This window comes from Limnohabitans sp. (assembly GCF_040401495.1).
GTDB lineage: Bacteria > Pseudomonadota > Gammaproteobacteria > Burkholderiales > Burkholderiaceae_C > Limnohabitans.
Genome location: NZ_JBBAOI010000007.1, coordinates 73,818 through 99,309, shown reverse-complemented (window position 1 = coordinate 99,309; position 25,492 = coordinate 73,818). Strand labels below are relative to the sequence as shown.

Annotated in this window: 27 protein-coding genes and 1 pseudogene; 14 read left to right on the top strand and 14 right to left on the bottom strand. The window is 54.6% G+C overall.

Going from position 1 to position 25,492, the window contains the following annotated elements:
• A partial coding sequence (locus AC9UEO_RS07175) for a DNA gyrase subunit A (RefSeq protein WP_509531484.1) occupies nucleotides 1–331 on the bottom strand: 331 nt, incomplete at its 3' end.
• Between the two features lie 2 nt (nucleotides 332–333).
• Nucleotides 334–2,301 (bottom strand): DNA topoisomerase IV subunit B, encoded by a 1,968-nt coding sequence (locus AC9UEO_RS07170; RefSeq protein ID WP_509531482.1) that lies wholly within the window; start codon nucleotides 2,299–2,301, stop codon nucleotides 334–336.
• A 100-nt stretch (nucleotides 2,302–2,401) separates the two neighbouring features.
• Here AC9UEO_RS07170 and AC9UEO_RS07165 point away from each other — a divergent pair, with 100 nt between their 5' ends.
• The 6 genes from AC9UEO_RS07165 to AC9UEO_RS07140 all read left to right on the top strand — a co-directional run bounded on the left by AC9UEO_RS07165 (nucleotide 2,402) and on the right by AC9UEO_RS07140 (nucleotide 7,962).
• Nucleotides 2,402–3,616: an MFS transporter gene (locus AC9UEO_RS07165; RefSeq protein WP_509531480.1), complete on the top strand. Its 1,215-nt coding sequence runs from the start codon at nucleotides 2,402–2,404 to the stop codon at nucleotides 3,614–3,616.
• Between the two features lie 122 nt (nucleotides 3,617–3,738).
• A complete protein-coding gene (locus AC9UEO_RS07160) occupies nucleotides 3,739–4,557 on the top strand; it encodes an SDR family oxidoreductase (RefSeq protein WP_509531477.1) in 819 nt (272 codons plus the stop codon).
• A gap of 11 nt (nucleotides 4,558–4,568) precedes the next feature.
• A complete protein-coding gene (locus AC9UEO_RS07155; protein ID WP_509531475.1) occupies nucleotides 4,569–5,114 on the top strand; it encodes a class I SAM-dependent methyltransferase in 546 nt (181 codons plus the stop codon).
• 36 nt (nucleotides 5,115–5,150) lie between these two features.
• Nucleotides 5,151–6,032, top strand: a complete 882-nt coding sequence (gene dapA, locus AC9UEO_RS07150) for a 4-hydroxy-tetrahydrodipicolinate synthase (RefSeq protein WP_509531473.1) — start codon at nucleotides 5,151–5,153, stop codon at nucleotides 6,030–6,032.
• A 22-nt stretch (nucleotides 6,033–6,054) separates the two neighbouring features.
• Nucleotides 6,055–7,170 carry an NlpB/DapX family lipoprotein gene (gene bamC / locus AC9UEO_RS07145; protein WP_509531471.1) on the top strand — a complete coding sequence of 372 codons (1,116 nt, stop codon included), beginning with the start codon at nucleotides 6,055–6,057 and terminating at the stop codon, nucleotides 7,168–7,170.
• A gap of 3 nt (nucleotides 7,171–7,173) precedes the next feature.
• Nucleotides 7,174–7,962: an MBL fold metallo-hydrolase gene (locus AC9UEO_RS07140; RefSeq protein ID WP_509531469.1), complete on the top strand. Its 789-nt coding sequence runs from the start codon at nucleotides 7,174–7,176 to the stop codon at nucleotides 7,960–7,962.
• Nucleotides 7,963–7,978: 16 nt separating this feature from the next.
• Here AC9UEO_RS07140 and AC9UEO_RS07135 read toward each other — a convergent pair.
• The 3 genes and pseudogenes from AC9UEO_RS07135 to AC9UEO_RS07125 all read right to left on the bottom strand — a co-directional run bounded on the left by AC9UEO_RS07135 (nucleotide 7,979) and on the right by AC9UEO_RS07125 (nucleotide 11,086).
• Nucleotides 7,979–9,562 (bottom strand): annotated as a pseudogene (locus AC9UEO_RS07135) (acyl-CoA synthetase).
• A 61-nt stretch (nucleotides 9,563–9,623) separates the two neighbouring features.
• The gene (locus AC9UEO_RS07130; protein ID WP_509531467.1) at nucleotides 9,624–9,797 is read right to left on the bottom strand and encodes a hypothetical protein; all 174 of its coding nucleotides are present in this window, start codon (nucleotides 9,795–9,797) and stop codon (nucleotides 9,624–9,626) included.
• 161 nt (nucleotides 9,798–9,958) lie between these two features.
• Complete coding sequence (locus tag AC9UEO_RS07125; RefSeq protein ID WP_509531465.1) at nucleotides 9,959–11,086, bottom strand: JmjC domain-containing protein; 1,128 nt, start codon at nucleotides 11,084–11,086, stop codon at nucleotides 9,959–9,961.
• Nucleotides 11,087–11,118: 32 nt separating this feature from the next.
• On the opposite strand from AC9UEO_RS07125, the gene AC9UEO_RS07120 reads away from it, so the two are divergent.
• The gene (locus AC9UEO_RS07120; RefSeq protein WP_509531463.1) at nucleotides 11,119–11,640 is read left to right on the top strand and encodes an FKBP-type peptidyl-prolyl cis-trans isomerase; all 522 of its coding nucleotides are present in this window, start codon (nucleotides 11,119–11,121) and stop codon (nucleotides 11,638–11,640) included.
• A 4-nt stretch (nucleotides 11,641–11,644) separates the two neighbouring features.
• Here AC9UEO_RS07120 and dut read toward each other — a convergent pair whose 3' ends face one another.
• A complete protein-coding gene (dut, locus tag AC9UEO_RS07115) occupies nucleotides 11,645–12,094 on the bottom strand; it encodes a dUTP diphosphatase (RefSeq protein ID WP_509531461.1) in 450 nt (149 codons plus the stop codon).
• 2 nt (nucleotides 12,095–12,096) lie between these two features.
• A complete protein-coding gene (gene coaBC, locus AC9UEO_RS07110; RefSeq protein WP_509531459.1) occupies nucleotides 12,097–13,314 on the bottom strand; it encodes a bifunctional phosphopantothenoylcysteine decarboxylase/phosphopantothenate--cysteine ligase CoaBC in 1,218 nt (405 codons plus the stop codon).
• Between the two features lie 73 nt (nucleotides 13,315–13,387).
• Here coaBC and pyrG point away from each other — a divergent pair, with 73 nt between their 5' ends.
• The 5 genes from pyrG to AC9UEO_RS07085 are packed head-to-tail and all read left to right on the top strand — an operon-like array spanning nucleotide 13,388 to nucleotide 17,964.
• Nucleotides 13,388–15,055: a CTP synthase gene (gene pyrG / locus AC9UEO_RS07105; RefSeq protein WP_509531457.1), complete on the top strand. Its 1,668-nt coding sequence runs from the start codon at nucleotides 13,388–13,390 to the stop codon at nucleotides 15,053–15,055.
• Nucleotides 15,052–15,909: a 3-deoxy-8-phosphooctulonate synthase gene (kdsA, locus tag AC9UEO_RS07100; protein ID WP_509531455.1), complete on the top strand. Its 858-nt coding sequence runs from the start codon at nucleotides 15,052–15,054 to the stop codon at nucleotides 15,907–15,909. The genes pyrG and kdsA overlap by 4 nt, the downstream gene beginning before the upstream one ends.
• Nucleotides 15,910–15,965: 56 nt before the next feature.
• On the top strand, nucleotides 15,966–17,252 hold the full coding sequence (gene eno / locus AC9UEO_RS07095; RefSeq protein ID WP_509531453.1) for a phosphopyruvate hydratase: 1,287 nt from the start codon (nucleotides 15,966–15,968) through the stop codon (nucleotides 17,250–17,252).
• Nucleotides 17,253–17,273: 21 nt separating this feature from the next.
• Nucleotides 17,274–17,546 (top strand): septum formation initiator family protein, encoded by a 273-nt coding sequence (locus AC9UEO_RS07090; protein WP_509531451.1) that lies wholly within the window; start codon nucleotides 17,274–17,276, stop codon nucleotides 17,544–17,546.
• A gap of 7 nt (nucleotides 17,547–17,553) precedes the next feature.
• On the top strand, nucleotides 17,554–17,964 hold the full coding sequence (locus tag AC9UEO_RS07085; RefSeq protein WP_509531449.1) for a hypothetical protein: 411 nt from the start codon (nucleotides 17,554–17,556) through the stop codon (nucleotides 17,962–17,964).
• Here the strand turns inward: AC9UEO_RS07085 and hslO are convergent.
• The gene (gene hslO / locus AC9UEO_RS07080; protein ID WP_509531447.1) at nucleotides 17,950–18,936 is read right to left on the bottom strand and encodes an Hsp33 family molecular chaperone HslO; all 987 of its coding nucleotides are present in this window, start codon (nucleotides 18,934–18,936) and stop codon (nucleotides 17,950–17,952) included. The genes AC9UEO_RS07085 and hslO overlap by 15 nt on opposite strands.
• Nucleotides 18,933–19,457, bottom strand: coding sequence for a gamma carbonic anhydrase family protein (locus AC9UEO_RS07075; protein WP_509531445.1), 525 nt, complete (start codon nucleotides 19,455–19,457; stop codon nucleotides 18,933–18,935). The genes hslO and AC9UEO_RS07075 overlap by 4 nt, the downstream gene beginning before the upstream one ends.
• A gap of 37 nt (nucleotides 19,458–19,494) precedes the next feature.
• Here AC9UEO_RS07075 and AC9UEO_RS07070 point away from each other — a divergent pair, with 37 nt between their 5' ends.
• Nucleotides 19,495–20,316: a ferritin-like domain-containing protein gene (locus tag AC9UEO_RS07070; RefSeq protein ID WP_509531444.1), complete on the top strand. Its 822-nt coding sequence runs from the start codon at nucleotides 19,495–19,497 to the stop codon at nucleotides 20,314–20,316.
• A 6-nt stretch (nucleotides 20,317–20,322) separates the two neighbouring features.
• Here AC9UEO_RS07070 and xerD read toward each other — a convergent pair whose 3' ends face one another.
• From xerD to murB, 3 genes are read right to left on the bottom strand one after another with little or no spacing between them, the layout of a single operon-like run.
• The gene (xerD, locus tag AC9UEO_RS07065; protein WP_509531441.1) at nucleotides 20,323–21,231 is read right to left on the bottom strand and encodes a site-specific tyrosine recombinase XerD; all 909 of its coding nucleotides are present in this window, start codon (nucleotides 21,229–21,231) and stop codon (nucleotides 20,323–20,325) included.
• On the bottom strand, nucleotides 21,206–22,171 hold the full coding sequence (locus AC9UEO_RS07060) for a tripartite tricarboxylate transporter substrate binding protein BugE (protein ID WP_509531439.1): 966 nt from the start codon (nucleotides 22,169–22,171) through the stop codon (nucleotides 21,206–21,208). The genes xerD and AC9UEO_RS07060 overlap by 26 nt, the downstream gene beginning before the upstream one ends.
• Complete coding sequence (murB, locus tag AC9UEO_RS07055) at nucleotides 22,168–23,217, bottom strand: UDP-N-acetylmuramate dehydrogenase (protein WP_509531437.1); 1,050 nt, start codon at nucleotides 23,215–23,217, stop codon at nucleotides 22,168–22,170. Before murB ends, AC9UEO_RS07060 begins: the two co-directional genes overlap by 4 nt.
• A 39-nt stretch (nucleotides 23,218–23,256) precedes the next feature.
• Between murB and AC9UEO_RS07050 the strand changes: the two genes are divergently transcribed.
• Nucleotides 23,257–23,742, top strand: coding sequence for a YajQ family cyclic di-GMP-binding protein (locus tag AC9UEO_RS07050; RefSeq protein ID WP_509531435.1), 486 nt, complete (start codon nucleotides 23,257–23,259; stop codon nucleotides 23,740–23,742).
• Here the strand turns inward: AC9UEO_RS07050 and plsY are convergent.
• Together plsY and AC9UEO_RS07040 are read right to left on the bottom strand one after the other, a co-directional pair.
• Nucleotides 23,739–24,398, bottom strand: a complete 660-nt coding sequence (plsY, locus tag AC9UEO_RS07045) for a glycerol-3-phosphate 1-O-acyltransferase PlsY (protein WP_509531433.1) — start codon at nucleotides 24,396–24,398, stop codon at nucleotides 23,739–23,741. The two genes, AC9UEO_RS07050 and plsY, sit on opposite strands and share 4 nt — an antisense overlap.
• A 1-nt stretch (nucleotide 24,399) precedes the next feature.
• Nucleotides 24,400–25,476 carry an aldo/keto reductase gene (locus AC9UEO_RS07040; protein ID WP_509531431.1) on the bottom strand — a complete coding sequence of 359 codons (1,077 nt, stop codon included), beginning with the start codon at nucleotides 25,474–25,476 and terminating at the stop codon, nucleotides 24,400–24,402.
• Between the last annotated feature and the right edge of the window lie 16 nt (nucleotides 25,477–25,492).

Here is a 25,492-nt window from a genome sequence, read left to right as displayed (position 1 = left end):
AATCTTGCGCCATGCGCACCAGCGCGTCGTAGGCGGCGCTGTCGCCGTGCGGGTGATAGCGGCCCAGCACATCGCCCACCACACGGGCGCTTTTAACAGGCCGAGCGCCCACCGCGTTGTTGGGGCCGCCAAAGCCCAAACCCATGCGTGACATGGAATACAAAATGCGCCGCTGCACCGGCTTTTGGCCGTCGCACACATCGGGCAAAGCGCGGCCTTTGACCACGCTCAAGGCGTATTCGAGGTAAGCGCGTTGGGCGTAATGCCCCAAGGCGATGCCGTCGTCGGATTCAGACGAGGAATTTAAATCAACAACAGGTGTATCACTCATGGTCAAACATCAATCTCAATGGCGTCGCCGTGCAACTCCATCAGTTCACGCCGCGCTGCGGCCTCGCCTTTGCCCATCAACTGGGTGATCAGGCCTTCGGTTTGGGCAAAGTCCAACACGCCCAACTGCACCGGCAACAAGCGGCGGGTGTCGGGGTTCAAGGTGGTGTCCCATAACTGCTCGGCGTTCATCTCGCCCAAGCCTTTGAAGCGGGAGATGCTGCATTTCTCACGCGGCACCCCTTCTTTGGCGCTTTTGTCCAAAATGGCTGTCAGCTCGCCTTCGTCCAATGCATAGGCTTTGCTCGCTGGTTTTTTGCCGCGAGCCGGCACATCCACCCTGAAAAGCGGTGGCCGCGCCACATACACATGGCCAGTTTCGATGAGCTTGGGAAAGTGCCTGAAGAACAGCGTCAACAGCAGCACTTGGATGTGCGAGCCGTCCACGTCCGCGTCGCTCAATATGCACACCTTGCCGTAGCGCAAGCCGCTCAGGTCGGGTTCATCGTTGGGGCCGTGCGGGTCCACGCCAATGGCCACCGCGATGTCGTGCACCTCGTTGTTGGCAAACAAGCGGTCGCGCTCGACCTCCCAGGTGTTGAGCACTTTGCCGCGCAGGGGCAGGATGGCTTGGCTTTCTTTGTCGCGGCCCATCTTGGCGCTGCCACCGGCGCTGTCGCCCTCGACCAAAAAGATTTCGTTGTGCGCCAAGTCGCGGCTTTCACAATCGGTCAGCTTGCCCGGCAACACCGCCACGCCCGAGCCTTTGCGTTTTTCTACTTTTTGGCCAGCCTTTTGCCGCAGCTGCGCGGCACGGATGACCAACTCAGCGAGTTTTTTGCCGAACTCCACATGCGCGTTGAGCCACAAGTCCAACGCGGGTTTGACAAAGCTCGACACCAAGCGCACCGCGTCGCGCGAATTGAGCCGCTCTTTGATCTGCCCTTGAAACTGCGGGTCCAGCACCTTAGCGCTCAATATAAAACTGGCACGGGCAAACACATCTTCGGGCAGCAACTTCACGCCCTTGGGCAGCAAAGCGTGCAAGTCGATGAAGCTTTTCACCGCATTGAACAAGCCATCGCGCAAGCCGCTCTCATGGGTGCCGCCTGCGCTGGTGGGAATCAGGTTGACGTAGCTTTCGCGCACCGGAGAGCCGTCTTCGGTGAAGGCCAAGCACCACGCCGCGCCCTCGCCTTCGGCAAAACTCTCGTGGCCTTCGTCGGCAAAGCCCTCGCTCTCGAACAAGGGGATAAAGGGGTCGTGGCTGAGCGTTTGCGTCAAATAGTCGCTCAGACCCCCTTTGTACAACCAGGTTTGGCTGTCTTTGGCTTTCTCTTGCGCCAAGGTCACACTCACCCCAGGCATCAACACCGCTTTGCTGCGCAAAAGGTGAATCAATTCTTGTAAAGGCAGGTTGGCTGATTCAAAGTATTTGGCATCCGGCCAGACCCGCACCACCGTGCCTTGGCGGCGGTCGCCTGATTCAGTTTTGCGGAGTTTGAGTTTTTCCACCACATCGCCGCCAGAAAACACCAAGTGCGCGACCTGCCCCTCGCGGTAAGAAGTGACTTCCATGCGCTTGGCCAAGGCATTGGTCACGCTCACACCCACACCATGCAAGCCGCCTGAAAAGCTGTAAGCGCCGCCCTTGCCTTTGTCGAACTTGCCACCCGCGTGCAAGCGGGTGAACACCAGTTCAATCACCGGTGCTTTTTCTTCGGGGTGCATGCCAAACGGGATGCCGCGCCCATCGTCTTCGATGCTCACCGAGCCATCGCTGTGCAGTTGCACCGTGATTTTTTTGCCGTGCCCGGCCAGCGCTTCATCGGCGGCGTTGTCGATGACCTCTTGGATGATGTGCAAGGGGTTGTCGGTGCGGGTGTACATGCCCGGGCGCTGCTTGACCGGCTCCAAGCCTTTCAAGACGCGGATCGAGCCTTCGGAATATTCGGGTTGTTTGGTGGCCATGGGAAGCAATTGTAGACAGACAAGATGACACCACTGGATGAAACCACAGCCAACAAAGTGCAAGTATCCGAATGAAACCCAAAATCGTTACAGTAAAGACATGACGCAAACACACAAAACCTTGCCCCTATGGCAAGTCTTGATCTGCGGCGCATTGATCGTGAGCGTTGCCATGGGCATTCGCCACGGCTTTGGCCTTTGGATGCAGCCCATGACCCTAACCATGGGCTGGGGGCGCGAAGACTTTGCCATGGCGATTGCGGTGCAAAACATCAGTTGGGGCTTGATCGGCGTCTTCTCGGGCATGTTGGCCGACCGCTTTGGCGCCTTTCGCGTCATCATCGTTGGAGCGCTGGTGTATGCGCTGGGTCTGTTTGGCATGGCCCACGCCGCCACCCCGACTGCCCTTACGCTGTTTGCCGGTGTCATGGTGGGTGCGGCTCAGGCAGGCACCACCTTCGCGGTGGTGTTTGGTGTGATTGGGCGCAACATCCCTCCCGAGCGCCGCTCTTGGGCCATGGGCGTGGTGTCTGCTGCAGGTTCTTTTGGCCAGTTTTTGATGGTGCCCACCGAGTCCATGCTGATCGGTCAGTGGGGATGGCAACACGCGCTGGTCATGTTGTCCATTGGCATTTTGATCATCCTTCCTCTGAGCTTAGGCCTTCGCGAACCCGGCTTTGCTGCAGGCCAAGCACCTGTGCGCAACCAAAGCATTATTCAAGCCCTGCGCGAGGCTTTTGGCTACCGCAGTTTTCAGTTGCTGATGGCGGGTTACTTTGTCTGCGGTTTCCAAGTGGTGTTCATCGGTGTGCACCTGCCCAGTTTCTTGAAAGACCAAGGCATGTCGCCCCAACTGGCCAGCACCGCGTTAGCGTTGATTGGTTTGTTCAACATTGCGGGAACTTACGCAGCAGGCAGTTTGGGGCAGATCATGGCCAAAAACAAAATACTGTCTGGCATTTACTTGGCACGCGGCATCATCATTGCCATCTTCATCAGCCTACCCATCACGCCTTTAAGTGTTTACATCTTTGCTGCTGCCATGGGCTTGTTGTGGCTCTCTACTGTTCCAGTCACCAATGCAGTGATTGCCCAAATTTTTGGCGTGTCTCATTTGTCCATGCTCAGTGGCTTTGTGTTCTTGAGCCATCAGGTTGGTAGCTTTTTAGGCGTGTGGTTGGGCGGCATGATTTATGACCAGACCGGCAGCTACGACCAAGTATGGTTCATCACCATTGGTTTGAGTGCGTTTGCCACTTTGATCAACCTTCCCGTACGCGAAGCGGCGATAGCCCGCGCGCCTCAAGCCGTATGATCAGCCGATCTCCTTTCATGCTGTGGCTTATCGCTTGCCTTATCTTGGCTTGGGTGTTCAGCCTTTATCTGCAACCCGGCTTTGCGCAAAGCATGGCCGATCAACTGTGGATGTGTTTTTAAATGCCCAACATCATCATCACTGGTGCATCAGATGGCATAGGTGCAGAGTTAGCGCGTCAACTGGCACGAAGACACGGCTTGCAAGCCATGCTGGTCTTGGCAGCGCGAAACGCCTCTCGTCTGCAAGCTGTAGCTGCTGATTGCATGGCCATGGGGGCTCGCACCCTCATCATGCCCACGGACATCACCGACGAGCAACAGTGTCGCCATTTGGTGGAGACCACCGTCAGCCAATTGGGAAGCTTGGATATCTTGATCAACAATGCAGGCGTGTCTGCCCATGCTTTGTTTGAAGACGTTCAAGCGGAGAACTTGGCTTGGTATGAAGAATTGATGCGGGTCAATTTATGGGGTGCTGTTTGCTGCACCCATGCCGCTTTGCCTCACCTCAAACAAAGCCATGGTCGCATCGTGGCGGTATCTTCTTTAGCAGGTTTGGTGGGCGTTCCAGGGCGTACGGCCTACAGCGCCAGCAAATTTGCGCTGTCGGGGTTTTTTGAAGCCCTACGCGCCGAGGTCAAGGACTCAGGTGTGAGCGTGACCATTGCCTACCCTGGGGTGGTAGCCACCAATATTCGCGTCAACGGACTCAATGCCAAAGGTGAAAGTGCTGGCGTGAGTGGTTTGGTTGAAGACAAGGCCATGCCCGTGAAAGACTGTGCAAGGTTGATCATTTACGCAATGGTGCGGCGACGGCGGGAAGTGGTGATGACCGCACAAGGCAAAGTGGGCCGCTGGCTCAAACTCATCGCCCCTTGGCTGGTAGATCACATGGCCATGCAAGCGGTGAAAAAAGAATTTCGCCCTTCTTCCCATTGATACACACCGTTTTGTCTGCTCCTTCGTCTTGGCTGAAACGCTGGGCGCACCTGATTCCCCCTCACTCGCATGTGCTGGACTTGGCCTGCGGCAGCGGTCGGCACATGCAATGGCTTCAAAGCCAAGGTTTTGATGTTTTTGGCGTTGACCGTGATGAACACGCCCTTGAGTACGCCCAACAGTTTGGCGAGGTCTTGTGTGCAGATTTGGAAAATGCCGCTTGGCCACTTTCGGATCATCAATTTGACGCAGTTTTGGTGACCAACTACCTTTGGCGTCCTGCTTGGCAAGACATGCTGACATGCTTGAAACCGGATGGGGTGTTGATTTATGAAACCTTTGCCGCCGGCAACGAATCAGTGGGAAAACCCTCGCGCCCCGAATTCCTTTTGAACCACGGCGAACTTCTGTTGCTGTGCAAAACGCTGCGCATTGTGGCCTTTGAAGATGTATTCCTGCATACGCCAGACAGGTATGTTCAGCGGGTCGTGGCTGTGAACACCGACAGCAATGACAAACGCTTTGGTGTCGCACCCACAACAGCTCAGAAAAGCTAGAATGCGGGTCTTTACCTACAAGATGCCCCACCTTACATGAAACCCATACGCGCAAGCATCGTGGCCTTGATCACGCCAATGCATGAAGATGGCAGCATCGACTATCCAGCACTGCGTCATCTAATTGATTGGCACATAGCGCAAGGCACGGACTGCATTGGTGTGGTGGGTACCACAGGCGAGTCACCCACGGTGTCTGTCGAAGAGCACTGCGAAATCATCCGCGTCTGTGTCGATCAAGCCGCTGGGCGCATACCCATCATGGCTGGTTGTGGGGCCAACTCCACCTCTGAAGCCATCGAGTTAACCCGCTTTGCCAAGCAAGTCGGTGCCGATTGTCAGCTCCAAGTGGTGCCCTACTACAACAAGCCCACCCAAGAAGGGCAATACCAACACTTTCGCACCATTGCAGAGGCTGTTGATTTGCCCATGGTGCTTTACAACGTGCCTGGGCGCACTGTCGCCGATATGCAGCACGACACCGTTATGCGCTTGGCGCAAATTGACGGCATCATCGGCATCAAAGAAGCCACCGGTAATATTGAGCGCGCCCAGTGGTTGATTCACGAAGCCCCAAAAGGGTTTTCGGTTTATTCAGGGGATGACGGCACGGCTGTGGCATTGATGCTTTGCGGTGGTCATGGCAATGTCAGTGTTACCGCCAACATCGCGCCCAAACTCATGCACGAGCTTTGCGTTGCAGCTATAGCAGGTCAAGCACAACAAGCTATGGCTATCCAGCGTCAGTTGCTAAGCCTGCATAAAAACATGTTTACCGAATCCAACCCGATTCCCGTGAAATGGGCTGCCAACCGTATGGGGCTGTGTGGTCCCGCCTTGCGCTCGCCCATGACCCCACTTAGTTCACACTTGCAACCAGCGTTAGAAAACGCCATGCGCAGTTGTGGCGTAATTTGATTCCCCCAAAGGACCCCTCCTGATGTTTCTCTTTAAATCTGCCCTTTTCATACGTTCTGGGCTGCTGTTGTGTGTCAGCGCCTTGGTGGCCTGTGGTTCCATCATGGACTCTGACAAAGTCAACTACAAAACCCAAACCGAGGCACCCACCCAAAAATCACTCGAAGTTCCGCCCGATCTGAGCAAAATCACGCGTAACAAGCGCTTTGATGTGCCAGGCGGCAGCATCAGCGCCAACGATTTGGGCGCTGGCAACAAAGCCGACCTCGGTCCTTTAACCAGCCCCTTGGCTTTGGCTGACATCCAAGTCAAGCGTTCTGGCAACCAAATGTGGCTAGATATTGCTCGTCCACCCGAAGAACTGTGGATTGCAGTTCGTGATTTTTGGAAAGAGTCCGGCTTTACCTTGGTGCGCGATGAACAAGGCATCGGTGTCATGGAAACCGAATGGGCTGAGAACCGCGCCAAACTCCCTCAAGACTTTATTCGACGCAACTTGGGCAAAGTCTTGGATGGCTTGTACTCCACGGGCGAGCGCGATAAATTCCGCATCCGTTTAGACCGTACAGATAACAACCACACCGAGTTGTATGTGGTGCACCGAGGCATGGTGGAGGTCTACGCTGACAAACTCTCCAAAAACACAGTTTGGCAGCCTCGCGCCAATGACCCAGAGTTAGAAAAAGAATTCCTGCGTCGCTTGATGCTCAAACTTGCCCCCACAACCGCGACTGCAGACAACGCCAAAGCTTTTGAAGGCGGCCTTGCCAAGAGTGCCAGCCAACTCATCAGTGTAGATGGCAAACCCGCTGTGAACTTCAACCAAGGCTTCGATGTCGCTTGGCGTCGCGTGGGTGTCTTGCTCGACCGCAACGGGTTCACAGTCGAAGATCGTGACCGCAAGCAAGGTATTTACTTTGTTCGGTATGTGGATATGCCCGATGAGACGGAAGAAGGCTTCTTCAGTAAATTGTTCAGCTCCTCCAAGAACACCCAAGGCCCTCAGCAATACCGATTGAAAATTGTCAGCAAAGACGACCTCACCTCCACCATCGCCATCTTGAACGCTTCGGGTCAACCTGATGCATCTGCGACGGCGCAAAAAATCGCCCAACTATTGGTCAAAGAATTGCAGTAACTCGTGCTGCGATTCAAAAACCTGGGCAGTGGTAGCGCAGGCAACGCCACCGTGGTGGAAGCGCGTTGTGGTGCGCAGGTCTCTCGCTTGCTGATCGACTGCGGCTTAAGCGTCAAAGAACTGACTAAGCGTTTGGCTCAAGCTGATTTAAACCTAGAAGACCTAGACGCAGTGTTTGTGACGCATGAACACGCTGACCACATTGGTCACACTCAGCAATTAGCAAAACGTACAGTTCTGCCCGTTTGGATGAGTCGCGGCACGGCATTGGCCAGTGGCGTGATGGCGTGGGGCTTGCCCAGCGAACAGTTACAACTGGTCAAAGATGGGCAAACCTTAACGCTTGGCAGTTTGCAAATTCAACCCTTCACAGTGCCGCATGATGCCAGAGAGCCCCTGCAACTGCGGTGCAGCGATGGTGCCAACAGCTTGGGTGTTCTCACTGACCTAGGGCACGGCAGCGACCATGTGGTGCAGGCATTGCAAGATTGTCAAGCCTTGCTGCTGGAATGCAACCATGACAGTGAATTGCTTGCGCAATCGGCGTACCCCATTTTTTTGAAAAAACGCATTGCTGGCCCACTTGGGCATTTGTCCAACAACGAGTCAGCACAACTCGCAAGTTCCCTAAAGCACAAGGGACTGAATTTACTGGTGGCAGCCCATTTGAGCGAACGCAACAACCGCCCAGATATGGCCCAAGCGGTACTGGCTGATGCCCTTGGATGCAGCGCGTCTGATATTCCAGTAGCCGACCCCTTGCACGGCACCCCTTGGTTCACAGTGCAATAAGACCATCGCACAGTCTTTAGGCGTACAGCTGCCTCAACTCTCGTTTGAGCAATTTGCCACTGGGGTTTTTCGGCAAGGTATCGGTGAAGATAACGCGCTTAGGACACTTGAAACCTGCCATATGTTGCTGGCAATGTGCAAGAACCTCTTTCTCAGACATGTTTTGCCCAAGCTTGACCACAATCACAGCGGTCACGGCTTCGACCCATTTGGGGTCGGGCAAACCAATCACCGCCACCTCGCTGACGGCTGACAGGCGGTAAATCATTTCCTCTACCTCGCGGCTGGCAACGTTCTCTCCTCCTGTTTTGATCATGTCTTTTTTGCGATCTACCACCGTGATAAAGCCCTCGTCATCGATGGTGGCCAAGTCCCCGCTGTGAAACCAGCCTGACTCAAATGCTGCAAGGGTGCGCTCTTCATCATTAAAGTAACCCAGCATGAGGTGGGGCGATCGATGCACGATTTCACCGACCTCGCTGCCCGGTTGCACATCGTTCATCTGCTCGTCCACCACGCGGGTTTCCACATGAATAACGGCACGACCACAGGAGCCAGGTTTGCGCAATTGGTCCTCTGGTCCAAGTAAGGTAGCCAATGGGGCAATTTCAGTTTGCCCATACAAGTTCCATAAACGCACAAGTGGCAACCTTGAAGCCAGTTCACGCAACACCTCAACAGGCATGATGGACGCACCGTAATAGCCTTTGGCCAAGCTGGAAAGCTTGTCAGCATCCATTAAGGAAGAGTGTAGTAATGCAATCCACACCGTCGGCGGGGCAAAGAAACTGGTCACGCCAAAACGCTGCATCAGCGGCAACAAATGGTCGGGCGTAGGTTTGGCCGTGATGATGTTGGTGCTTCCCACGTAGACCGCAGGGCCGAAAAATACATCTAATTGAGCGCAGTGGTACAGGGGCAGAGAATGCAAAGCCAAGTCATCCTCGCGGATTTCAGCATTGATCACGCAACTCACGTATTGCCATAACACCGCATCGTGGGTGAGCATGGCACCTTTGGGGCTGGACTCTGTGCCACTGGTGTACACAATTTGCAAAACATCGTTGCCAGTGAAGGTTTGTGGAGGTAGGACTCCCTCAGATTCAGTCAAACTATGAAAGTTGTGCATCCCCTCGCTGGCTTGTGTGGTGTCTTCAGAAGGAATCCAAATGAACTCAGTCACCTGCGTATCCAAAACAGAAGCCGCTTTTGCCAAGGGTGTGAGTTCGGTGTCGGTGACCAGCACCTTGGCTTGGGCATGCCTGAGGATGTAAGCCACTTCATCCGTTTTGAGCATGAAATTGATGGGAACCAAAACTGCACCCATCCTGGCCAAAGCAAAACGCATGGCCGCAAAACCATGGGAATTACGTGCCAACATGGCCACATGGTCGCCGCTTTTTATTCCCCTCGCCACCAAACCGACTGCCAGTCGGCTTACCAGTGCGTCAAATTGGGCTTAGCTCCATTGGGTTTTGCCACAAATGACTGCCGTTTTGTCAGGTAGTCGTTGAGCGGTGCGTCTCAAAATATCCCCCAAGGTTTGGCTGCGAGCCAAAGGGATGGCAGGGAGTGAAGGGGGCAGGTGGCTGGAGGTCATCAAGAAATCTTAGGGTAAAAAAAAGCCACCCGAGGGTGGCTTTTGGTAAAAGCAGAAAAAATTACTTCTTCTCGCCTTCGGCAGCAGGTGCGGGAGCAGCAGCAGGTGCTGGTGCAGCAGCAGGAGCTTCAGCAGCAGGTGCGGGAGCAGCAGCAGGTGCAGGAGGAGCTTCTTTTTTACCGCAAGCGACCAAAGCAGCAGCCAACAAAGTTGCCAAGAGGAGTGATTTTTTCATGGGGGTTCCTTAAAGAATGGTTCGAAAAATTTCGAGGGATGCCACATGCTTTGGTCTGAACCTCCACATGCAACCGAGCCGATGGACTCAAGCTCCTTCAACTCAGCCATTTATTATAGGTGAATTCCCGTATGCCTTATCCTTAAACTTTTTAAGATTATTTAATCGCCTTGCGGGTGCAACCAACCAGATTGCACCCACTCTTGCAAAACTGCCAAGAGTGTTGCACTAGATTTTCGAATTTGCAGTTGATTAAGAGCTCTTTGGTCTGCCAATGAACGCAGTATTCGGGCATCTGCACCGGCACAACGCCAACTTTCTCCATTGATGTAAACGTATCGCTGGTCGTAGAGCATTTTGGTTTTTCGATCCAACACAACGCCTTTTTTCAAGTCTTTAGTGTCTTGGGTTTCGAACCAAACCTGCGCTTTGGGTTCGCTTAACCACTCGCCCAAAACCTTCTCACTGGCGTGCTTTTGTCGCAATGCACTTTCAAGCGCATGGTGGGCAAAAGCCTGAAGATGATCTGGTATGCGGGCGGGATGATCGGTTGCAGATTGCGATTTGTCTTGGTAGCGAGCAGAGTCTTTGACAACATCCATATCAGCAAAACGGGGTAGCAACTGTTGCGCCAAAGCCTGTGGGGTTTGCGCTTTAAATCCAACAGAGTATGTCATGCACTCCCCCAAGGCCACCCCTTCGTGGGCGTACTGGGGCGGTAAATACAACATGTCCCCCGGGTTGAGCACCCACGTTTCTTCTGCCTTGAACTTACGCAATATTTTCAGCGGGACGTCATCTCGCAAAGAGAGGTCTTTTTGTTGGCTGATGCGCCAGCGGCGCTGTCCATGCACTTGCAACAAAAAAACATCGTAGCTGTCAAAATGCGGGCCCACGCCGCCCTTGTCAGTTGCGTAACTGATCATGACATCGTCTAGCCGAGCGTCGGGAATAAAACGAAACTGGTCGCGCAATTGCGCGACTTTGTCGTCATGCAAATCTACCCCTTGCACCAACAGCGTCCAATGGCTTTGCTTCAAACTCGGCAAACTTCGCTTGCCAAAAGGTCCCGATTTCAAGCACCATTGCCCTGTACCAGCGTCTTTGATGACCAAGCGTGACTCAACATCCTCGGATTGCGCCAAAGCGAACAACTGCAGTCGACTGAGCATTGGCTGGATACCGGCTACGGCTTGTCGAATGAGCAAAGGTTGTTTTTGCCAATAACTGCGCATGAAAGCCTCAGCGCTTAAGGCGCCCAGCAAGGGGTGGGGCAATGGGTTTTTCAAGGTACTTCTCCAAACTGCGACAATTCCGCCCCATGAACATAACACCAGACTGCGTTGTTGCCCTCACATGGGTGCTCAAGGATGCCCAAGGTCAAATCTTGGATGAACTGCAAGACCCCGTGGAGTTTTACTTGGGCGGACACGATTTGCTCGACAAAATCCAATTAGCTTTGCACGACCATCAGGTTGGCGATCAATTGGATTTGCACTTGGAGCCAGAGGAAGCCTTTGGGGATTTCAACGAAGAGCTTATTTTTTTAGAGCCTCGGCATGCATTTCCGGCTGAGCTTGAAGAAGGCATGACCATTGAGGGACACGCACTTTCGCAAGACTGCAGTCCCGATGCGCCCAAAGACGTGATCTATACCGTCACTGATGTGTACCCAGAGCATGTGGTGTTGGATGGCAACCATCCACTGTCGGGCATGGCTTTGCGAATTTCACTCACCATCACGGGTGTCAGGGCTGCCACCGAAAAAGAAAAAAGCCACGGCACTTGTGGCTCTGGTTTTTTCTCGGCACCCACTCTGTCAGGTAACGACACGCTGCACTGAGGGCTTATTGCTTGCCAGTGGAGCCGTAGCCGCCTGCGCCGCGTTCGGTGAAGACCTCAAATTCATCGACCAGATTGAATTGGGCTTGTACCACCGGCACGATCACCAATTGTGCGATACGTTCCATAGGTTCAATGGTGAATGCCACATCGCTGCGATTCCATGCACTCACCATGAGTTGACCTTGGTAATCGCTGTCAATTAAGCCCACCAAATTACCCAGCACGATGCCGTGCTTATGCCCCAAGCCGGAACGCGGCAATATCAGGGCGGCGTAATTCGGGTCTTTCAAATGAATCGCCATGCCGGTGGGCACCAACTGCCACGCATTGGGCTGCAAAGTCAGCGCAACATCTAAACAAGCTCGCAAATCCAAACCCGCGCTACCGGCAGTGGCGTAATGGGGCAACATGCTGCGCAAGCGCTGGTCCATTACTTTCACATCCAACTTCATAACTACTCCTTAGTGCTGATGCGACTGGCGATCTCTGCCATCAACTGCCGCGCCAGCGTCAATTTGGAGGCACGGGGCAACTCTTTGATGCCATGCTCATCAATCACCAGCAAAGCATTGTCATCTTGGCCAAAGGTGGCTGGGCCAAGGTTACCCACCATCAAAGGCACACCTTTGCAAACCCGCTTGGCTTGCGCCTGAGCTTGCAAATACTGGGTTTCTGCAGCAAAGCCCACGCAATACAAAGCGCCCGCTTGGGCACGGTTGCTGGACGCAACATCAGCCAGGATGTCGGGGTTTTCAACCCACTCAAAATTTGGCAGACCGTCTTGGCCTTTTTTGATCTTTTCACCTGCCACCTGTGCTGGCCGCCAATCAGCCACTGCTGCGGTGGCAATGAACACATCGGCACGCTCCACCTGCGCCATGACAGCGGCATGCATCTGTAGCGCAGAGCGAACATCGGTACGCTTTACACCAAAAGGGGTGGACAAACTCACGGGCCCCGCCACCATATGAACATCTGCACCAGCTTCATGGGCAGCCCGCGCCAAAGCAAAAGCCATTTTCCCGCTGGACAAATTGGTGATGCCACGCACGGGGTCTATTGCCTCAAACGTAGGCCCTGCGCTGATGAGCACTTTTTTACCTTGCAAAACTTTGGGTTGAAACAAGGCGGTCAGCTCGTATAGCAATTCATCAGGCTCAAGCATTCTGCCGTCACCCACCTCGCCGCAAGCTTGGTCGCCTTGGCCTACACCCAACACCGTGGCGCCATCTTGGCGCAGTTGCGACATGTTGCGTTGCGTGGCGGGATGTGCCCACATTTCTTTGTTCATGGCAGGTGCAAGTAGCAAGGGAACCGTCTCCACGGGTCTGGCCAAGCACATCAGGCTGAGCAAATCATCGGCGCGGCCATGCAAAAGTTTGGCCATGAAGTCCGCGCTGGCGGGTGCTACCAAGATGGCATGGGCATTGCGGGTGAGGTTGATGTGCGCCATGTTGTTGGGCTCGCGAGGATCCCATTGCGACACATAAACAGGCTGGTTAGACAAGGCTTGCATCGTCACTGGGGTGACGAATTGGGCCGCAGCCTCGGTCATGACCACTTGCACCGTCGCCCCCACTTTGACCAAGGCACGGCACAATTCTGCAGCTTTGTAGCATGCGATTCCGCCGCTCAACCCCAGCACGATATGTTTGTTGGACAGGTCACTCATGGGGCGCAATGTAGCAGAGCCCCTATAATTTGGCATTACCACCTCTAGGGAGCCTAGGCCCTCCCCTCCCGACATGACCAAATTTGTCTTCGTCACCGGCGGTGTGGTGTCCTCCCTTGGCAAGGGAATCGCCTCAGCCTCCCTCGCTGCGATTCTTGAATCGCGAGGCCTCAAAGTCACTTTAATCAAGCTCGATCCTTACATCAATGTCGACCCCGGCACGATGTCACCCTTCGAACATGGCGAAGTCTTCGTCACCGAAGATGGGGCAGAAACCGATTTGGACTTGGGTCACTACGAGCGCTTCATCACCACGCGCATGCGGCGCACCAACAATTTCACCACCGGACAAATTTACAAAAGCGTGCTCGAAAAAGAGCGCCGCGGCGATTACTTGGGTACCACCGTACAAGTCATTCCCCACATCACCAACGAAATCCAAGACTTCATCAAACGCGGTGCAGGTGTGGGAACTGCTGACGCGGTAGAAGTCGCCATCGTTGAAATTGGCGGCACTGTCGGCGACATTGAGTCCCTGCCTTTCTTAGAGGCCGTGCGGCAAATGAGCTTGCGCATGGGGCCCCACAATGCCGCTTTTGTTCACCTGAGCTACGTGCCTTGGATTGCCGCTGCTGGGGAACTGAAAACCAAACCCACCCAACACACCGCTCAAAAACTGCGTGAAATCGGTATCCAAGCCGATGCTTTGGTGTGCCGTGCCGACAGGCCTATTCCCCAAGAAGAGCGCTCCAAAATTTCACTCTTCTCCAACGTTTCTGAGTGGGGTGTCATCTCCATGTGGGATGTCGACACCATCTACAAAGTGCCGCGCATGTTGCACGAGCAAGGCTTAGACGCACTCATTTGCGAAAAACTGCGCATCAACACCGCGCCCGCGTCGTTGAAGCGTTGGGATGATTTGGTGCAAGAGGTCGAGAACCCGCAGTACGAGTTACACATCGCTATGGTCGGCAAATATGTCGACCTGTCTGACAGCTACAAGTCACTCAACGAAGCCTTGCGTCATGCAGGCATTCACCACCATGCCAAAGTCAATATTGAGTACATCGACTCAGAAAGCTTAGAAGCCGCCAACATCGCCCAGTTGTCTCGCTTTGATGCCATCTTGGTGCCTGGCGGGTTTGGCAAACGAGGCATTGAAGGCAAGATTTGTGCAGCGCGTTTTGCACGCGAAGGCAAAGTGCCTTATTTAGGTATTTGCTTGGGTATGCAAGTCGCCACAATCGAATACGCTAGGCATGTGGCGGGCTTACCTGGCGCTAACAGCACCGAGTTTGAACCAGACACACATCACCCGGTGATTGCGCTTATCACCGAATGGAAAGATGCCGATGGCAAGGTACAAACACGCCATGCCAATTCTGATCTTGGCGGCACCATGCGATTGGGCGAACAAACCTCCAATGTCGCGCCCCACACCTTGGCTCACCACATTTACGGCGACCACGTGAGTGAAAGGCACCGTCACCGCTACGAGGCAAATGTGAATTACTTAGACCAGTTGCGCCATGCCGGTTTGGTGATTTCAGCCTTGACCCAACGCGAGCAACTCACTGAAATTGTGGAACTTCCTCAAGCGGTACACCCTTGGTACATGGGTGTGCAATTTCACCCTGAGTTCAAGTCCACCCCTTGGGGCAGCCATCCCTTGTTCATTGCATTCGTGCGTGCAGCATTAAGCTACCAAAGCGAGAGAAAAAAATTGAAAGTGGTGGCATGAGACTGTGCGGCTTTGATGTAGGCTTAGACAAGCCTTTCTTTCTGATAGCAGGCACATGTTCTATCGAGAGCTTGGACATGTCCTTGGATGTGGCTGGACAACTCAAAGACATGTGCATGGCCTTGGGCATCCCCCTGATTTACAAAGGCTCTTTCGACAAGGCCAACCGCTCGTCTGGCAGCACCCAACGCGGCTTGGGGCTGGACGCGGGACTCAAAATCTTGGACGAAGTTCGTCGTCAGTTAAATATTCCCGTGCTGACCGACGTTCACGATGAGTCACAAGTCAAAACCGTGGCCAGCGTGGTCGATGTGTTGCAAACCCCCGCCTTTTTATGCCGCCAAACCGACTTCATACGCGCCGTGGCGCAGTCGGGCAAACCAGTCAACATCAAAAAAGGCCAATTTCTTGCGCCTTGGGACATGAAAAACGTGGTCGATAAAGCCCGTGCCGCAGCCCGCGAGGCAGGCCTGAACGAAGACAACTTCTTGGCATGTGAGCGTGGTGTCAGCTTTGGTTACAACAATTTGGTGGCTGACATGACCAGCTTGGCTGAAATGCGCCACACGGGCGCGCCCGTGGTATTTGATGTGACACATTCGGTACAAAAGCCTGGTGGGCAAGGTACCAGCAGTGGCGGTGCACGAGAGATGGTGCCTGTGCTTGCCCGCGCCGGCGTGGCTGCCGGTGTGGCAGGGGTTTTCATGGAGACGCATCCCAACCCTGCCCAAGCTTGGTCAGATGGCCCCAACGCCGTACCTTTGAAACACATGCGAGCCCTGCTAGAGAGTTTGTTAGCGATTGACAAAGTCGTTAAACAAGGCCCACTGCTTGAAACCCATTTTTCCGTTTAGTTTTGTTAAACCATAGGCTTTGATAGCCTGATCCTCCCCTCGAAGAAAGTCAGAACATGAGTGCAATCGTCGACATCGTTGGTCGTGAAATTTTGGACAGCCGTGGCAACCCCACGGTGGAGTGCGATGTCTTGTTGGAAAGCGGCATCATGGGTCGAGCCGCCGTCCCTTCTGGGGCATCAACCGGCAGCCGTGAAGCTATCGAATTGCGCGATGGCGACCCTGCACGCTATGGCGGTAAAGGTGTCTTGAAGGCTGTGGAATATGTGAACAACGAAATCACCCAAGCCGTGATTGGCCTAGACGCCAGTGAACAAGCGTTTCTGGACCACACCATGATCGAGCTTGATGGCACAGACAACAAAGCCCGCTTGGGCGCCAACGCCATTTTGGCGGTGTCCATGGCGGTCGCCCGTGCGGCGGCTGAAGAGTCTGGCCTGCCCTTGTACCGCTATTTCGGCGGCATGGGCCGCATGCAAATGCCTGTTCCCATGATGAACGTGGTCAATGGCGGCGCCCACGCCAACAACAATCTGGATTTGCAAGAGTTAATGATCATCCCTGTGGGCGCCCCCAATTTTCGTGAAGCTTTGCGCTATGGCGCCGAAGTCTTTCATGCTTTGAAAAAAATCATGAGCGACAAAGGCATGAGCATTGCCGTGGGTGATGAAGGCGGTTTTGCGCCCAATGTTCCTGGCCATGAAGCGGCGATTCAAATGATTTTGGATGCCATCGACAAAGCTGGCTTTACCGCGGGTGAGCAAATTGTGCTGGGTTTGGACTGCGCGGCCAGCGAGTTTTACAAAGACGGCAAATACCATTTAGAAGGTGAAGGTTTGGTCCTCGATGCAGGCCAGTGGACCGACATGCTGGCAACTTGGGTGGACAAATACCCTATTCTCAGCATAGAAGACGGCATGGCCGAGGGTGACTGGGACGGCTGGAAGCACCTGAGCGAACGTCTGAATAAAAAAGTGCAACTGGTGGGAGACGACTTGTTTGTCACCAACACCAAAATTTTGCAAGAAGGTATTGACAAGGGAATAGCCAACTCCATCCTCATCAAAATCAACCAAATCGGCACCTTGAGCGAGACCTTTGCCGCCATTGAAATGGCCAAACGTGCAGGCTACACCGCCGTGATCAGCCATCGCTCGGGGGAGACAGAGGACTCCACCATTGCCGATATAGCGGTCGGCACCAACGCCGGTCAAATCAAAACAGGCTCGCTCAGTCGCTCTGACCGTTTGGCTAAATACAACCAGTTATTGCGCATTGAGGAAGACCTCGGTAGCATCGCCACCTACCCTGGCCGATCTGCCTTTTACAATCTACGCCACTGAAACCGACCTCAAGCCGTACCCATGCGTCGTCCCGTTCCCATCATGTTGCTCACGCTGCTGATAGTTTTCCAGCTGCAGCTGTGGTTTGGGCGTGGCAGCATCCCCGATGTTTGGCGACTGCGGCAGCAATACCAAACTCAGCTCGCGCTCAACACCCAAACCGAATTGAAACTAGAGCGTATGCGTGCCGAACTTCGCGATTTACGCGACGGCATGGAGATGGTGGAAGAACGCGCACGTTCTGAAATCGGCATGGTCAAACCCAACGAAATCTTCGTCCAAATCGCCAAATAAGGCGAACATGGACATTGTTTTGCTTGGGCTTTCGCAGCCTCGCTTGCAACACTTGGCTACAGCGCTTGGGCAAGCGTTAAAGGAATTTGCACCAAGTTCGACTCTTCATACCCCCCAAAGCCACCCGACTTGGACTCCGCCCTCTTTGTCTTCTCGCATTTTGCTGTGCGCAAGTTCTGAAGATGCCCCCATCGCCCAAGCTTGGCGAGCCATCCTGTTGGGCCAGGGTTTGTCTTTCCAAGTCGTCCATGGCATTGGACAGGAACTGCTAAAGCAATGCTTGCTGGCCCTACTACCCCCCGAAACCGCCAAAGGCTTGGCGCGAGAAGGTTTACCCATACGCTGGCAAGGCGTGTGCGAAACCTGCAGCGACCCCGACTGTGAACTGCGGCTTTTCTCTGGCTTATTGCAAGGCTGATGGGCCAGGCGGCTGGGTGAGTGCTTGAGCAAACAATTGGGCAGCGTCCACCGCGTCATAGCGGTATTGCTGGCCACAAAAGTCGCACCCGACCTCAATCAAGGGGCGTTCTGCCAAGATGCTGTTGGCCTCATCTTGGCCCAAGCCGCGCAACATATTGCTGACCCTATCTCTGTTGCAAGAACAAGAAAAGCGTGGTGCCTCATCCGCCGGCGCTGGCTCAAAGCGGCGCAAAGTTTCTTGCCAAAACAAGCGGTGCAGGATTTTGTCAGTGGCCAGCGTCAACAGTTCTTCGCTGGTCAAGCTTTGCGCCAGAATAGCGATGCGGTTGTAGTCTTCATTACGACCAATGTCGGCTTCGTCGGCCATGCTTTCTTTGCCGGCCAAATTTGCCGCCCCATGCATGGGTAAGCGTTGTATCAACAAACCTGCGGCGATGTCGTCATTGGCCGCCAAAACCAAAGTGGTGTCGAGTTGCTCGCTTTGCAGCATGTAATGCGCCAACACATCGCTAAAGCGGTTCAGCGGTTCACGGTGATCGTCATACAAAGGCACCACCCCTTGGTAGGGCTGCTGGCCGGGTCGACGACCCAAGGGATCAAGCGTGATGGCACAGCGCCCTAGGTTGCGTTGGTTGGCCATATCGGCCAAGCCCATGCCCTCAGATACCTCGCCAATGGTTTTGGCGGTGGAGCGAAAGCGCAAATCGGATTGCACTTCAACCACAGCCAACTTCAAGGGGCCTTCGCCCATCATTTGCAAGACCAAAGCGCCATTGAATTTGATGTTGGCTTGCATCAGCACAGCGGCCGCGGTCATCTCACCCAATAACGCACGAACCGGTGGCGGGTAAGCACCCGTCTCGGCATTGGCGGCACGTTTGGCCAGCACCGTTTGCCAACTGTCGGTCAATCGCACCAAGACACCCCGAACTGGCAGCCCTTCAAACAAAAACTTGTGCAACTCACTCATGCGATTTTTTTCAGCCCGTTTTTGAAGCGCAAAGCGTTCTGGGTGTAGTGCTTGGCACTCATGCGCAAGCCTTCGATTTGCTCGGGCGTGAGTTCTCGCACTACTTTGGCCGGTGTGCCCATGATGAGGCTGCCATCGGGAAACTCTTTGCCCTCGGTGACCACCGAGCCTGCACCCACCACGCAATGGCGGCCGATGCGAGCACCATTCAACACCACCGCTGCGATGCCAATCAGGCTTTCGTCACCAATGGTGCAGCCATGCAGCATGACTTGGTGACCTACCGTCACGTTCTTGCCAACTACCACGGGCAAGCCGTTGTCCGCATGGATGACGGCCAAATCTTGCACATTGCTGCCTTCACCAATATGGATGGTCTCGGTGTCACCGCGCAAAACCGCGCCAAACCACACACTGGTATTGGCCTCCAAAGTAATGGCACCCATCACATGGGCAGAGTCTGCCACCCAAGCGCTGGGGTCAATCTGGGGGGTGTGGTCGTCGAGCTGGTAAATAGCCATATGTTTGCCGTTCTTAGAGGTTTCTACAATTGTAGAGATGGAATTGCGAGAAGCCGCCTACCAGGCGTTATGTGAAACCCAAGCCACTGACAAAGTACAGGCGGTGCAACAGCTTTGGTTAGAGCGGGCGCATCTTTCTCTTGATATTCAAGCCCCGCTGCAAGACGTTGACCACAAAGCCCCTGGTCGACCCGACAAACCCCTGCTGCAAAACCCCCAGCAAGTGCCTCAACGTTCGGTCCATACTGACAAAGGTTTGGCCGCTTTGGTGCATTCGGTGTGCCATATCGAGTTCAATGCCATCAATTTAGCGCTGGACGCGGTGTGGCGGTTCTCCAGCTTGCCGCCAGCGTATTACCAAGACTGGCTGCGTGTGGCCTATGAAGAATCTACCCATTTCGATTTGCTACAAAACTTGCTAAGCCAGATGGGCTACGCCTATGGCGACTTTGCCGCCCACGATGGTTTATGGTCCATGTGCGAGAAAACTGCAGACGATGTACTGGCACGCATGGCCTTGGTGCCACGCACCTTGGAAGCCCGAGGCTTGGACGCCACGCCCCTCATTCAAGCCAAATTATTGCTCTCCACTTCCCCCCACGCGGCAGCCTTCCTGCCAGTCCTTGAAACGATATTGCGTGATGAGGTGGGCCATGTGGCCATTGGCAACCATTGGTTCAGGTACCTTTGTGCAGAGCAAGGCCTAGACCCACTGACGCACTACCCCATGCTGGTGAAGCGCCATGCAGCACCGCGCTTGAAGCCGCCCTTCAACACTCCTGCTCGGTTAGCTGCGGGGTTCACCCAAGAAGAAATTGATTGGTTGATGGCGCAACGCTTGACGCCTGTTACACCTTGAAAAAAATTATCCACGTGGGTGGTGTTGCGCATGCAGCGCTTTGAGTCGCTCACGGGCCACATGGGTGTAGATGGTGGTGGTGGAAATATCGGAATGCCCCAGCAGCATTTGCACCGCTCTAAGGTCAGCGCCATGGTTGAGCAAATGCGTTGCAAAGGCATGGCGCAGGGTGTGGGGCGACAAAGGCACATGGACATCTGTCAAAAGCGCGTATTTTTTGATCAGCTTCCAAAACATCACCCGCGACATCGCAGTACCTTGCTGGGTCACAAACACAGCAGGCGAGTTTTTCTTACCCAATAACTCGGGGCGGGATTGGCTTAAATAGTTTTGCAAGCTGTCAGCCGCCTCTTCGCCAAAGGGCACCAAGCGCTCTTTGTTGCCCTTGCCAGTGATGCGCAACACGCCTTCGCGCATATTTAACGACAGCACGGGCAGGTCGACCAACTCGCTGACCCGCAAACCACTGGCATAGAGCAACTCCAACATGGCGCGGTCACGCAAACCCAAGGGTGTGTCGATGTTGGGGGCCGCAAGCAAGGCTTCGACCTGCGCTTCGCTCAGTGTTTGAGGCAGACGAGGGGCTTGTCGAGCCGTCAACAGCTTTAAGGTAGGGTCAGTGTTGATGTGCTTTTCACGCAAAGCCCATTGGTAAAAACGCCGCAATACCGTCAAGCGCCGGTTGGCGGTGCTGGCACGGGTTTGGTCAAAGCGATCTGCAAAATAGGCCTGAACATCGTTTTCACCCGCATGTTCTAGCGTCAAAAATTGCGCCTGCAACCAATCAGAAAAGCCCTGCATATCCCGTCGGTAGGCGGCCAAGGTGTTGGGCGACAACCCATCTTCAAGCCACAAGGCCTCAACGAAAGCACCCACCAAAGGGTGAGGGTCAATCGAGCTTGAGTTTTTGGGCATCGACCACCTTTTTGTAAACCTCAAACTCCCCCTTCAACTGTTGGGCAAACTGCTCTGGGGTATTGCCAATCACCTTAGACCCCGTGGCTTCAATGCGCTTGATCACCGCGGGGTCTTGCAACACTTTGAGCAGGGCAGCGTTGAGCTTTTTCACCAACTCTTTGGGCATGCCCTTGGGGCCGTAAATGCCGTAAAAAGCGGGCCGGTTGACGGGCTCCAAGCCCAGTTCTTTGAAAGTGGGTACAGCCGGCAAATCGGCCAACCGCTCGGGGGCAGCAACCGCCATGGCGATGAGTCGCTTGTCTTTGATGTGAGGCAAGGCTGAAGGCAAGTTATCAAAAATGACCATTACCTGACCACCCACGGTATCACGCAAAGCGGGGCCGCCGCCGCTGTAGGGAATGTGAACGATAAAAGTTTTGGTCAGGTTTTTGAACAACTCCATTTGCAAATGCCCAATGCCGCCTGTGCCTGACGAGGCGTAGTCGTACTGTCCAGGCTTGCGGCGCAATTCAGCTAAGAAGACAGCAAAGTCTTTGGCAGGAAAAGAGGGGTTGACTGCCAGCACATTGGGTGTGGCGGCCATGTTGGTGATGGGGGAAAAATCTTTTAATGGGTCGTAGGGGACTTTGGGGTTGATAGCAGGATTGGTCGCATTGCTCGACGCAGTGGCCAACCCCAAGGTGTAGCCGTCGGGTGCAGCGCGGGCAACCTCAGCCGCACCATTGACACCACCCCCGCCCGCTTTGTTGTCCACCACCACCGCTTGCCCGAGCAACTTACCCAAGGGTTCCGCAACAATTCGTGCCATCAGGTCGGTGGTTCCGCCTGCCGCGAACGGCACGACCAAGCGTAGGGGTTTAGTGGGGTAGTTTTGCGCCCATGCCTGTGAACTGACCAAACTGCCAACCACCAACCACCACAAACAGATTTTTTTCATACCACCACCGGTTCAGGTTCAAGTCGAATGCCAAAACGCTCGTACACACTGGTTTGAATGGCTTGTGCCAAGGTCACAACTTCGCCGCCTGTGCAGGGCTGGGACAAGCCACCTTTGTTGACAATCACCAAAGCTTGTTTTTCATAGACCGCCGCATTGCCCACCGATTTACCGCGCCAGCCACAGGCGTCAATCAACCAAGCTGCAGCCAATTTGAAGCGACCATCGGCCAATTGGTAATGCACCAAGCGAGGTTCGCGGGCGATGATGTCTTGGCATTGCTCGGGGCTGACGGTGGGGTTTTTGAAAAAACTGCCGGCATTGCCGATCACCGCAGGGTCGGGCAACTTGGCGCGGCGTATCTCGCAGACCCAATCGAACACTTGTTGCGCTGTGGGGTTGGCTATGCCTTTTTGGGCCTGCTTTTTTTCCAAATCCGCATAGCTGATGTCAGCCTTCCATTTTTTGGGCAAGCGAAACCGCACTTGGGTGATCAGCGCTCGGCCCAATAAACCCATGTCACGGCTGTCGCTGGCGCCGTATTTGAACACAGAGTCTCGGTAACCAAAGGCGCACTGCGCTGCATCCAGGGTGAAGTGCTGTCCAGTGTGTAAATCCACCGCGTCCAAAGACTCAAACCGGTCTTGCAACTCCACGCCATAAGCGCCTATGTTTTGCACGGGCGAGGCTCCCACCAAGCCGGGAATCAGGGCCAAATTTTCCAAGCCAGGCCAACCTTGCTGGAGGGTCCAGGCCACAAAGTCGTGCCAATCTTCGCCAGCGGCGGCTTGCACCACCCAAGCCTTGTCATCCTCGGCAACAAGTTGACGGCCCAGCAGTTCGACCTTGATGACCAAGCGCTTGATGTCGCCCGTGATGACGATGTTGCTACCGCCTCCCAAGACGAAATGCGGCTCTAGGCGCAAGGGGTCGACCAACAAGGCTTGGACGTCGTTCATAGAACGCAGACGCAACAAACGCTCTGCGCGGGCGGCGATGCCAAAGCTGTTGTGCGGCTGCAAAGGGACATTGGTCTCGATAATCATGTGAGAATTGTCGCACCCTGAACTTCTGAAGTACCAACCATGCCCTCTTTTGATACTGTTTGCGAAGCCGACCTGGTTGAAGTGAAAAATGCTGTCGATAACACCGCCAAGGAAATCGGCACCCGTTTCGATTTCAAAGGAACCTCAGCGGCCATCGAACTGAAAGACAAAGACATCACCTTGATCGGTGACAGCGACTTTCAGTTGCAGCAAATTGACGACATCTTGCGCAACAAACTGGCTAAACGCAATGTCGATGTGCGCTTTCTCGACAAAGGCGACGTGCAAAAAATGGGCGGCGACAAAGTCAAGCAAGTGGTGAAAGTGCGCAACGGCATTGCCAGCGAAGATGCCAAAAAAATTCAGCGCATCATCAAAGACAGCAAGCTGAAAGTACAAGCCGCCATCCAAGGCGAATCGGTGCGAGTGACAGGCGCCAAGCGAGACGACTTGCAAGCGGCGATGGCCTTGATTCGCAAAGACATCCCCGACTTGCCGCTGAGCTTCGATAACTTCCGCGATTAATTGGGATCTGACCCCAATTTTTTATTACCGATACGGCTTTCCTCGCCACGCATGAGCTTGCCGATATTGGCTTGGTGACGCCAGATCAGCACCGCGCTCATCACTGTGGCCGCTAACAACACGCGGTTGTCCACATACCAAGCAACGCGATGCCCCAAAAAATAGTATGCGGGTGCAAACAATGCACTGGCCAAGGCGGCCAGTGAGGAATAGCGTGAAAAATACGCCACGATGAGCCAAGTGGCCAAAGTCGCCAAGCCCAAAAAAGGCTGTATGCCTATGAGTACACCTGCTGCCGTTGCAACGCCTTTACCGCCTTGGAAGCGGAAAAAGACAGGCCACACATGGCCCACAAAAGCCGCCAAAGCGACCATGGCAACAGTGCCCTCGCCCAAGCCATACGCCGCGCCAAAATGCACCACCCACCAAACCGGCAACCACCCCTTGACTGCGTCAAGCAGCAAGGTCAGCACCGCCGCCAGCTTGTTGCCAGAGCGAAGCACATTGGTGGCCCCTGGGTTGTTGCTGCCATAGGTTCGCGGATCGGCCAAGCCCATGAAGCGACTCACCACCACGGCGAAGGACAAAGAGCCCACCAAGTAGGCCAGCAGCGCCGCCGCTAAGGGGTAAAGAAGTGCAGGATCAAAGTCCAGCATGTCAAAACGCCAAATCGCGCATGTCCCAACGTATGGCGTCCATGGCGCTCAAGACCTCGGGCGATAACGTGGTGCCCCAAGCGTCCAAATCTTCATCGAGTTGGGCCACCGAGGTCACGCCAATGATGGTGCTGGCCACACGCCATTGGGTATAGCAAAACGCCAGCGCCATTTGCGTGGGCGTCATGCCGTGGTCGCGGGCGAGTTGGTTGTAGCGCTTGGCCGACGCCAAGGCTTCGGGGCGTGACCAGCGTTGTTTGCGAACGCTTTCATACTTGGTGATGCGTCCCTCGGGGGGTGCGCCAGCGCCAAGAAAGCCCGAGGCATCGTATTTACCGGTGAGCAAGCCAAAGCCCAATGGAGAGTAAGCCAGCAAGGACACATCCAAGCGGTGCATGGTTTCGTCTAATCCGTTTTCCAAAAAGCGGTTCACCAAGCAATAGGCGTTTTGCACGCTGACAATGCGCGGCAAATGGTGCTGCTCGGCCAATCGCACAAATTCATGAACACCATACGGGGTTTCATTGGACAAGCCGATGTAACGCACCTTGCCTTGCTGGATCAGCTTGGCCAAGGTCTCTAACTGCACATGGATGGAGGTAGAGCTGTTTTCCTTGGCAGGGTCGTAATACAAGCCGCCAAACATGGGCACATGGCGCTCGGGCCAATGGATTTGGTAGAGGTCAATCACATCGGTTTGCAAACGCTTCAAACTGGCTTCGCAGGAGGCCACGATGTCTGCCGCCGTCATGCCCTCACCTGTGCGAACCCAAGGCATACCGCGTGAAGGTCCCGCCACCTTAGAGGCGAGCACCATTTTTTGGCGCATGCCGGGGCGCTTGGCCAGCCAGTTGCCCATATAGGTTTCGGTCTTGCCAAACGACTCGGCGGTGGGAGGAACGGCGTAAATCTCGGCGGTATCGAAGAAGTTCACGCCCCGCGCCATGCTGTGGTCCATGATGGTGTGGCTGGTGGCTTCGTCCACCTGCTGGCCGAAAGTCATGGTGCCCAAGCAGATGGGGGTGACGTGCAAATCGCTTTGACCCAAGCGAACGGGGGTGAGGTCAAGTTTGTTCATGAGGCGGAGTTTACGT